This window comes from Streptomyces sp. NPDC007162 (genome assembly GCF_040634175.1).
GTDB lineage: Bacteria > Actinomycetota > Actinomycetes > Streptomycetales > Streptomycetaceae > Streptomyces.
This window is the reverse complement of the sequence record NZ_JBEYFC010000423.1, coordinates 1-7879: the sequence shown is the minus strand read 5'-3', so window position 1 is coordinate 7879 and position 7879 is coordinate 1. Positions and strand designations below refer to the sequence as shown.

6 protein-coding genes and 1 pseudogene are annotated in these 7879 nt (G+C 69.8%); 5 read left to right on the top strand and 2 right to left on the bottom strand.

What is annotated here, in order from left to right; all coding sequences use genetic code 11:
- Positions 1–880, top strand: an 880-nt coding sequence (locus tag ABZ646_RS34720) for an AMP-binding protein (RefSeq protein ID WP_360527985.1), incomplete at its 5' end; no start/stop codon positions are given.
- 69 nt (positions 881–949) lie between these two features.
- The gene (locus ABZ646_RS34715; protein ID WP_360527982.1) at positions 950–1669 is read left to right on the top strand and encodes a methyltransferase domain-containing protein; all 720 of its coding nucleotides are present in this window, start codon (positions 950–952) and stop codon (positions 1667–1669) included.
- 5 nt (positions 1670–1674) lie between these two features.
- On the opposite strand, the gene ABZ646_RS34710 is transcribed toward ABZ646_RS34715, so the two are convergent.
- A complete protein-coding gene (locus ABZ646_RS34710; RefSeq protein ID WP_360527988.1) occupies positions 1675–3270 on the bottom strand; it encodes a sulfatase in 1596 nt (531 codons plus the stop codon).
- A 595-nt stretch (positions 3271–3865) separates the two neighbouring features.
- Positions 3866–5476, bottom strand: coding sequence for an acyl-CoA synthetase (locus tag ABZ646_RS34705; RefSeq protein WP_360527979.1), 1611 nt, complete (start codon positions 5474–5476; stop codon positions 3866–3868).
- 185 nt (positions 5477–5661) lie between these two features.
- Here ABZ646_RS34705 and ABZ646_RS34700 point away from each other — a divergent pair, with 185 nt between their 5' ends.
- The 3 genes and pseudogenes from ABZ646_RS34700 to ABZ646_RS34690 form a co-directional block, all read left to right on the top strand.
- Positions 5662–6462, top strand: a complete 801-nt coding sequence (locus ABZ646_RS34700) for a crotonase/enoyl-CoA hydratase family protein (protein ID WP_360527976.1) — start codon at positions 5662–5664, stop codon at positions 6460–6462.
- Between the two features lie 110 nt (positions 6463–6572).
- On the top strand, positions 6573–7514 hold the full coding sequence (locus ABZ646_RS34695; protein WP_360527973.1) for an OB-fold domain-containing protein: 942 nt from the start codon (positions 6573–6575) through the stop codon (positions 7512–7514).
- Positions 7511–7879 (top strand): annotated as a pseudogene (locus ABZ646_RS34690) (hypothetical protein); the annotation flags it as partial. The gene ABZ646_RS34695 and the pseudogene ABZ646_RS34690, both read left to right, overlap by 4 nt.

Below are 7879 nucleotides of genomic sequence, written 5' to 3'. Positions count from 1 at the left end.
GCACGAATGCCCCAGCCAGGACATCGGCCGTGCCATCGCCGACGTCATCCTGGCCGCCCCGGACGGCGACACGCTGTTCGACCTGGTCGAAGCCGGGCGAGTGGACAGCCTGTTCGCGCCGCCCACCGTGTGGATCGGCCTGTCCAACCGGCCCGACTTCGCCACCCGCGACCTGGGCGGACTGCGCAAGGCCTACTACGGGGCGTCGATCATGCCGGTGCCCGTGCTCGAACGGCTGCGGGAACGCCTGCCGAAACTGGCCCTGTTCAACTGCTTCGGGCAGAGCGAGATCGGACCGCTGGCCACCGTGCTCGCCCCCGAGGAACACAAGGGACGGCTGGACTCCTGCGGCCGGACCGTGCTGTTCGTGGAGGCACGTGTCGTCGACGAGGACGGCCAGGACGTACCCGACGGCACACCCGGTGAAATCGTCTACCGTTCACCCCAGTTGTGCGACGGTTACTGGGAGAAGCCAGAGGAGACCGAAGAGGCGTTCCGGGACGGCTGGTTCCACTCGGGCGACCTCGCGGTGCGCGATTCCGACGGCTACTTCACGATCGTCGACCGGGTCAAGGACGTCATCAACTCCGGTGGGGTGCTGGTCGCTTCACGCCAGGTGGAGGACGCCCTCTACACCCATGAGGCGGTCGCCGAGGCCGCCGTGATCGGCCTGCCCGACGAACGGTGGATCGAGGCGGTCACGGCGGTGGTCGTGCCGCGCGGCGAGATCGACGAGGCCGCGCTGATCGCCCACGTGAAGGAGAAGCTGCCGGCCTTCAAGGCGCCGAAGCGGGTCCTGTTCGTGGGCTCGCTGCCCCGCAACGCCAGCGGGAAGATCCTCAAGCGGGAACTGCGGGAGCGGTTCGGCCCCGCCTCCTGAGGTCCCGGAGGGCCCGCTGCCACGGTGTGTCTGCGGCCCCGGGAGAAAGCGGCTCCTTAGCGTGGGGCCATGTCGACCCTGTGGGAACTCATGCACGACTGCATCCCCGACGACCACGCCCGCCAGGTGACCTCCCGCTACTACCTCGACGAGGCCATGAGCTCGCCGGGGGCCCCGGACCGGGTGGTCGACCTCGGCTGCGGGCGTGGCGCTTCCGCCGGGCTCTTCCGCAGGCACGACCCCGACGTGCGCTGGGTGGGCGTCGACATCCGCGACTCCCCGGAGGCCGCGCAGCGCGGACCGGGCGGCGACGCGGTGGTGTACTTCGACGGCGTCCGCCTGCCGTTCCGCTCGAACGCCGTGCCACTCGTGTACGCGCACCAGGTCTTCGAACACGTCGCCCGGCCCAGGGAGCTGCTCGCGGAGGTGGGCAGGGTGCTGCGGCCGGGCGGGCTGTTCATCGGCAGCACCTCCCAGTTCGAGCCCTACCACTCCTTCAGCCTCTGGAACTACACGCCGTACGGGTTCCGGGTGCTGGTAGAGGAGGCCGGACTCACCCTGCAGGAGATCCGGCCCTCACTCGACGGCGTGACACTGATCATGCGTTCCTACCACGACACCCGGAAGCGGGAGTTCGGCCGCTTCTGGCACCGTGAGTCGCCCCTCAACGCGCAGATCGACGCCTGGGCCCGCAAGGGAGACCGGCACACGGCCCTGGTGAACCTGCGCAAACTCACGTTCTGCGGCCAGTTCGCCTTCCGCGCGGCCAAACCGGGCCCACCCCCCTGACGGGCTCAGGACTGCGGGCCGAACGCCTTCAGGAAGCGGTTCCGGAACTGGTCCATGGGCCACTCCGGGGCGTTGTCCGCGGGCTTCAGGCCGTCCGTCCAGCCCCAGCCGGAGACCCGCTTCAGGACCTTCGGGTCGCGGGCGACGATGGTGACGGGCACGTCCTTGTCGGCGGTGCCGCCGGTGACCGTGGGCACGGGCTGGTGGTCGCCGAGGAACACCAGGACGGTGTTGTCGTCGCCGTAGCGCTGCATCCACTGGGTCAGGCTGTCCAGGGAGTACTGGATCGCCTTGCGGTACTCGGTCCGCACGCGCTGCGCGCTCTTCCAGACCTCCGTGGGGTTGGTGCCCTCCTTCTTGATCTTGTAGAAGATCTTGCCGTTGCCGAGGTCCTTCCAGTCGATGATGTGTGCGATGGGCGACCAGGGGTTGTGGCTGGACGCCAGGATGATCTCCGCCATGATCGGGTCGCGGTTCTTCTTCCCGTGCTCCAGCTTCTGGAAGGCCTCCAGGCTGAACTGGTCCGGCACCGGCGTCCAGCTGAAGTACGGGCCCTCGTAACCGAGGTGCGTCGAGTCGTAGATGTGGTCGAGGCCGAAGTACTTGCCCTCGGGCCAGGCCTTGCGCACGCCCGGCACGATACCGACCGTGCGCCAGGCACCGGTCTTCTGGAAGTACTTGGTGAGGGTCGCGTGGTCACCGGTGGTCAGGGTCCGGTACCGCTGCTGGTTCTTGATCCACAGGCCGGACAGGAACGTCGAGTGGGCGAGCCAGCTGCCGGCGCCCGTGACGGGCGACCTCAGCCAGCCGCTCTGCGCCGCGAACCCGGCCGACTTGAGCCGGGCGTTCCCCTCGGTGAGGGTCGCGTCGATCTCCGGTGCCATCGCCGGATCGTCGATCGCCACCCGGCCGTAGCTCTCGATGAAGGTGAACAGCACGTCCTTGCCGCGCAGCCCGGTCAGCAGTTGGTCGGACGGGGTGTTGGCATACGCGTCGACGGCGAGCTGCTTCCTGAAGACGTCGGCGTCCCCCAGTCCCTCGCGGACGTACTGCACACGGTTGGCGAGGAACTGGCTGTAGCCCTTGGTGGCGACCGGGACACCGGCGAACTCCACGCCCAGCGTGAAGCAGGTGATCCACACGACGCCGAGGACCAGCGTGGTGCGTACCGCCACGGCACGGTGCCGGGCCATCATGTTCGAAAGCCGCACCATCGCCAGTGCACTCAGCACCAGCACCGCGATGAGCAGGACGAACACGCCGATCACCGCGAGCACCTCACCCGCGTGACCGAACGAGTCCTTCACCCAGTCCGCCGCGTCGGTCAGCAGGACCCAGTCGAAGACCAGGTCGAAGGGCCGGGCCAGGGTCTGGTAGAAGCCCATGTCCAGGCACTTCAGCACGGTCGACAGGCCGAGGAGCGCCCCGGCGGCGACGGCCGCGACGCGCCGCGCCCTCGACGGCAGCGCGAGCAGGAGGATCGCGAGGAAGAGGGCCTCGACGGGGAGGCGGAAGAAGCCCTGGAGGGTGAACCGGTCGAGCCGGTCGGGCACGAGGATCGCCACGAGCACGAACACTCCGGCCAGCACGTGCGTACCCACCCGCACCCATGCGGCGGCACGCGGCGGAAGCGGACGCCGCCGGAACCAGCCGGCGCGGGAGGAGGCGGTGACCCGGCCGGCGGGTTCGGATTCGGCCGCGGCCGACTCGCCGTGCTCGCCTTCGCCGGACGCCTCGGTCCGTGCTTCGGCCGCTGACGGGGTTTCCGTTGCTTCAGCCGTGGTCTCTGCCCGGGCTGCTGTTTCGGCCTCCGGCGGTGCTTCGGGCTCGGTGTCTGTCTGTGCTTCGGCCGCGTCGCCCTGTGCTTCAGGCGCGGCCCCTGCCGTGTCATCCGTCGGGTGTCCGTCCGGCACGGCGCCCGGTACGGGGTCGGTGTCCGTCGGCGCCGGTGATGCCGCCTCCGCCCGGTCCGGGACCGGCGCGTCCGCGTCCTTGTCCAGTTGCTGGCGAGGGGGCGTGAGGTGCGACACCCGTAGGTCCTTCCGTGCGAAGCCCGGTGCTGGCGCGGCGGCCCGGACCCGCAGGTCACGACCGCCAATCTCGCGTACGGCCGCACGTAACCCCGCGTTCAACCAACCGGGTCAACCGCGCGCAAAGAGTACGCCCGGCCCCCGTCCCGCCGTCCCGCGGGTGCCACTACCGGTCCGCCGCGACCGCCACTTCCCTCGCCCACCGGTAGTCGGCCTTCCCGCTCGGCGAGCGCTGCACCGACTCCGTGATCACCAGCTGGCGCGGGATCTTGTACCCGGCGAGATGGGTGCGGCAGTGCGACTGGATGTCCTCCAGCGACGGGCGCGGCGCCCCCTCGCGCAGCTGCACCACCGCCGCCACATGACTGCCCCACTTCGCGTCCGGCACGCCGGCCACCAGCACGTCGTACACATCGGGATGTGACTTCAGCGCCTGCTCGACCTCCTCCGGGTACACCTTCTCGCCCCCGGTGTTGATGCACTGCGACCCCCGGCCGAGGACGGTGACCACGCCGTCCTCGTCGACGGTCCCCATGTCGCCCAGCAGTACCCAGCGGCGGCCGTCCTTCTCGAAGAAGGTCTCGGCGGTTTTCCGCGGGTCGTTGTAGTAGCCGAGCGGCACATGGCCGCTCTGGGCGACCCGGCCGATCTCGCCGACCGCGACCGGCTCATGGGTCGCCGGGTCGACGACCTGCGTACGGGAGTTGACCCGGACCCGGAACCGGCTGCCCGCACCCGAGTCGTCGGTCGCCGTGCCGTTGAACCCTGATTCGGAGGACCCGAAGTTGTTCAACAGCATGGCGTTCGGCAGGAGTTCGCTGAACTGGCGGCGCACGGTCTCGGAGAGGATCGCGCCCGAGGAGGAGACGCTGAACAGCGCGGAGCAGTCGGTGCCCTTCATCGGTCCGGCGAGGGCGTCGATCAGCGGCCGCAGCATCGCGTCGCCGACCAGGGACATGCTGGTCACCTTCTCCTTCTCGATCGTCCTCAGCACCTCCTCGGCCACGAACTTGCGGTGGATCACGACGCGTTGCCCGAAGTTGAAGCCGATGAAGGAGGTCAGGGTGGACGTGCCATGCATCAGCGGGGGAGTGGGGAAGAAGGTGATCCCGGTGCCGCCCGCCGCGACCCGTTCGGCCAGTTCCTCCGGCCGCCGGACCGGCTCACCGGTCGGTGCGCCACCGCCGAGTCCGGCGAAGAACAGGTCCTCCTGGCGCCACATCACACCCTTGGGCATGCCGGTGGTGCCGCCGGTGTAGATGATGAACTGGTCGTCCGCCGAACGCGCCGGGAATCCGCGCCCGGACGACCCCGCGGCCTCGGCCTCCGTGAACGCGAGCGCCTTGAGCTCCGACGCGGCCTCGCCCACCCGCACCAGGTGCCGCAGCCTCGGTGCCCGGGGCAGCGCCGCGGCCACCCGGTCCTCGAACTCCGCGTCGAAGACCAGCGCGACCAGGTCGGCGTCCCGGTAGAGGTAGACCAACTCCTCCTCGACGTAGCGGTAGTTCACATTGACGGGTACGACCCGTGCCTTGAGGCAGCCGAGCACCGTCTGGAGGTACTCCACCCCGTTGTAGAGGTGCAGCCCGAGATGCTCGCCCGGGCGGATCCCGCTGTCGATCAGATGGTGGCCGATGCGGTTGGCGGCGGCGTCCAGCTCCGCGTAGGTGAGCCGGCGCTGCGCACCCGTGCCCGGATGGTCGATGTACACGAGTGCCTCGCGGTCCGCGGCCACGTCGACGACCGACTCGAACAGATCGGCAAGGTTGTACTCCACCGCTCCTCCTGACCCCGGCAACCGTGACGAAGAAAGGCGTACCTGTCGGTTCGCGGTCATCAGAGCAAAGGGCGCGGCAAGTGGGAAGGGTTCGCGCGAAGAAATCTGACTGACTGTCAGAAAACCCTTGAAGTGCCCTCCGCCCTACTGCAACCTGTTCTCGTTCCGGCAGAGGGGAGAGGTCCATGGGTGGTACGGAACACCTCACCGTGCGGCGCGAGGGCGCCACGCTGGTGCTCACGCTCAACAGGCCCGAGGCGAAGAACGCCCTGTCGATCTCCATGCTCGTCGGCCTGTACGACGGCTGGATCGCGGCGGACGAGGACGACGAGGTCCGCTCCATCGTGCTCACCGGGGCCGGGGGTGCCTTCTGCGCCGGGATGGACCTCAAGGCGCTGGCCGGGCAGGGCATGGCGGGCGAGCACCTCCGTGACCGGCTGAAGGCCGACCCGGATCTGCACTGGAAGGCGATGCTCCGTCATCATCGCCCGCGCAAACCGGTGATCGCCGCCGTCGAGGGGTACTGCGTCGCGGGCGGCACCGAGATCCTCCAGGGCACCGACATCCGGGTCGCGGGCGAGTCCGCGACCTTCGGTCTGTTCGAGGTCCGGCGGGGGCTCTTCCCGATCGGTGGCTCCACCGTCCGGCTGCAGCGCCAGATCCCGCGCACCCACGCGCTGGAGATGCTGCTGACCGGACGGCGGTACACGGCCCGGGAGGCCGCCGATATCGGACTCGTCGGCCATGTCGTTCCCGACGGCGGTGCGCTCGACAAGGCACTGGAGATCGCCGAGCAGGTCAACGCGTGCGGGCCGCTTGCCGTGGAGGCGGTCAAAGCGTCCGTGTACGAGACGGCGGAGATGACGGAGGCCGACGGGCTGGTGGCGGAGCTCGAGCGCGGCTGGCCGATCTTCGACACGGCCGATGCGAAGGAAGGGGCGCGTGCGTTCGCGGAGAAGCGGGCGCCTGATTACAAGCGTGCGTGAGTTGCCGTCGTAGGTGCGTCGCGGTCCGCGGGCCGTGTGTGGCTGGTCGCGCAGTTCGTCGCGCCCCTGAAGGGGCGCCGCAACACCGATCCGGTGAAAAAGGAGCCCCCATGCCCGAAGTGCTCAAAGCTCCCCTCGTCGTCGAGTTCCCGTTCACCCGCTCTCTCGGTCCCGTTCAGAGTGCCTTTCTCACCGGGCTGCGTGAGCGTGTCGTCCTCGGGGTGAGGACCGGCGACGGACGCACGCTCGTGCCACCCGTCGAGTACGACCCCGTCACCGCCGAGGAGATCCGCGACCTCGTCCACGTGGGCGCCACCGGCACCGTCACCACCTGGGCCTGGAACCACGAACCCCGTCGCGGGCAACCGCTGGGCACGCCCTTCGCCTGGGTCCTGGTCCGGCTCGACGGGGCCGACACCGCCCTGCTGCACGCCCTCGACGTGCCGGGGCCGGACGCCGTGCACACGGGCATGCGGGTCAGGATCCGCTGGGCCGAGGAGCGCTCCGGCGCCATCACCGACATCGCCTGCTTCGAGCCGTACGACGGCGGGGAGGCCACCGGCACCGTCCACGCGGGGGAGTTCGAGGAGCCGGTCACGGGCATCGTCGCCCACGCCCGCCTCGACTACACCTACTCGCCCGGCCGCGCCCAGACCGCCTACATCGACGCCCTCTCGTCGCGGCGGACCGTGGGGGAGCGCTGCCCCTCCTGCCGGAAGGTGTACGTCCCGCCGAGGGGCGCGTGCCCCACCTGCGGGGTGGCCACGTCGGAACAGGTCGAAGTGGGCCCCGGGGGCACGGTCACCACCTTCTGCATCGTCAACATCAAGGCGAAGAACCTCGACATCGAAGTGCCGTACGTCTACGCGCACATCGCCCTGGACGGCGCCGGCCTCGCCCTGCACGGCCGGATCGGCGGCATCCCCTACGACCAGGTGCGGATGGGCCTCAGGGTGGAGCCGGTGTGGACCGAGGGGGCCCGCTATCCCGACCACTACCGGCCCACCGGCGAACCCGACGCGGACTACGACACGTACAAGGAGCTGCTGTGACGCGTGACATAGCGCTGGTCGCCTTCGCGCAGACCGATCACCGGCGCACCAGCGAGGAGCTCTCCGAGGTGGAGATGCTCATGCCGGTGCTGCACGACGTCCTCGCACAGACCGGCCTGAAGACCGCCGACATCGGCTTCACCTGCTCCGGGTCGAGCGACTACCTGGCCGGCCGCGCCTTCTCCTTCACCCTGGCCCTGGACGGTGTGGGGGCCTGGCCGCCGATCTCCGAGTCCCACGTCGAGATGGACGGCGCCTGGGCCCTGTACGAGGAGCAGGCCCCACAGCCCGGCGCGGAGCAGGATGCGCAGGCTGTCGCGGGCCGAGATCCACAGTTCGCGCCAGAACGGCAGCCCGGACCCGGG

What these genes read in the sequence shown, in the direction of transcription:
- ABZ646_RS34715 (WP_360527982.1), top strand. Translation starts at nt 950, where the DNA reads ATGTCGACCCTGTGGGAACTCATGCACGACTGCATCCCCGACGACCAC.
- ABZ646_RS34700 (WP_360527976.1), top strand. Translation starts at nt 5,662, where the DNA reads ATGGGTGGTACGGAACACCTCACCGTGCGGCGCGAGGGCGCCACGCTG.
- ABZ646_RS34695 (WP_360527973.1), top strand. Translation starts at nt 6,573, where the DNA reads ATGCCCGAAGTGCTCAAAGCTCCCCTCGTCGTCGAGTTCCCGTTCACC.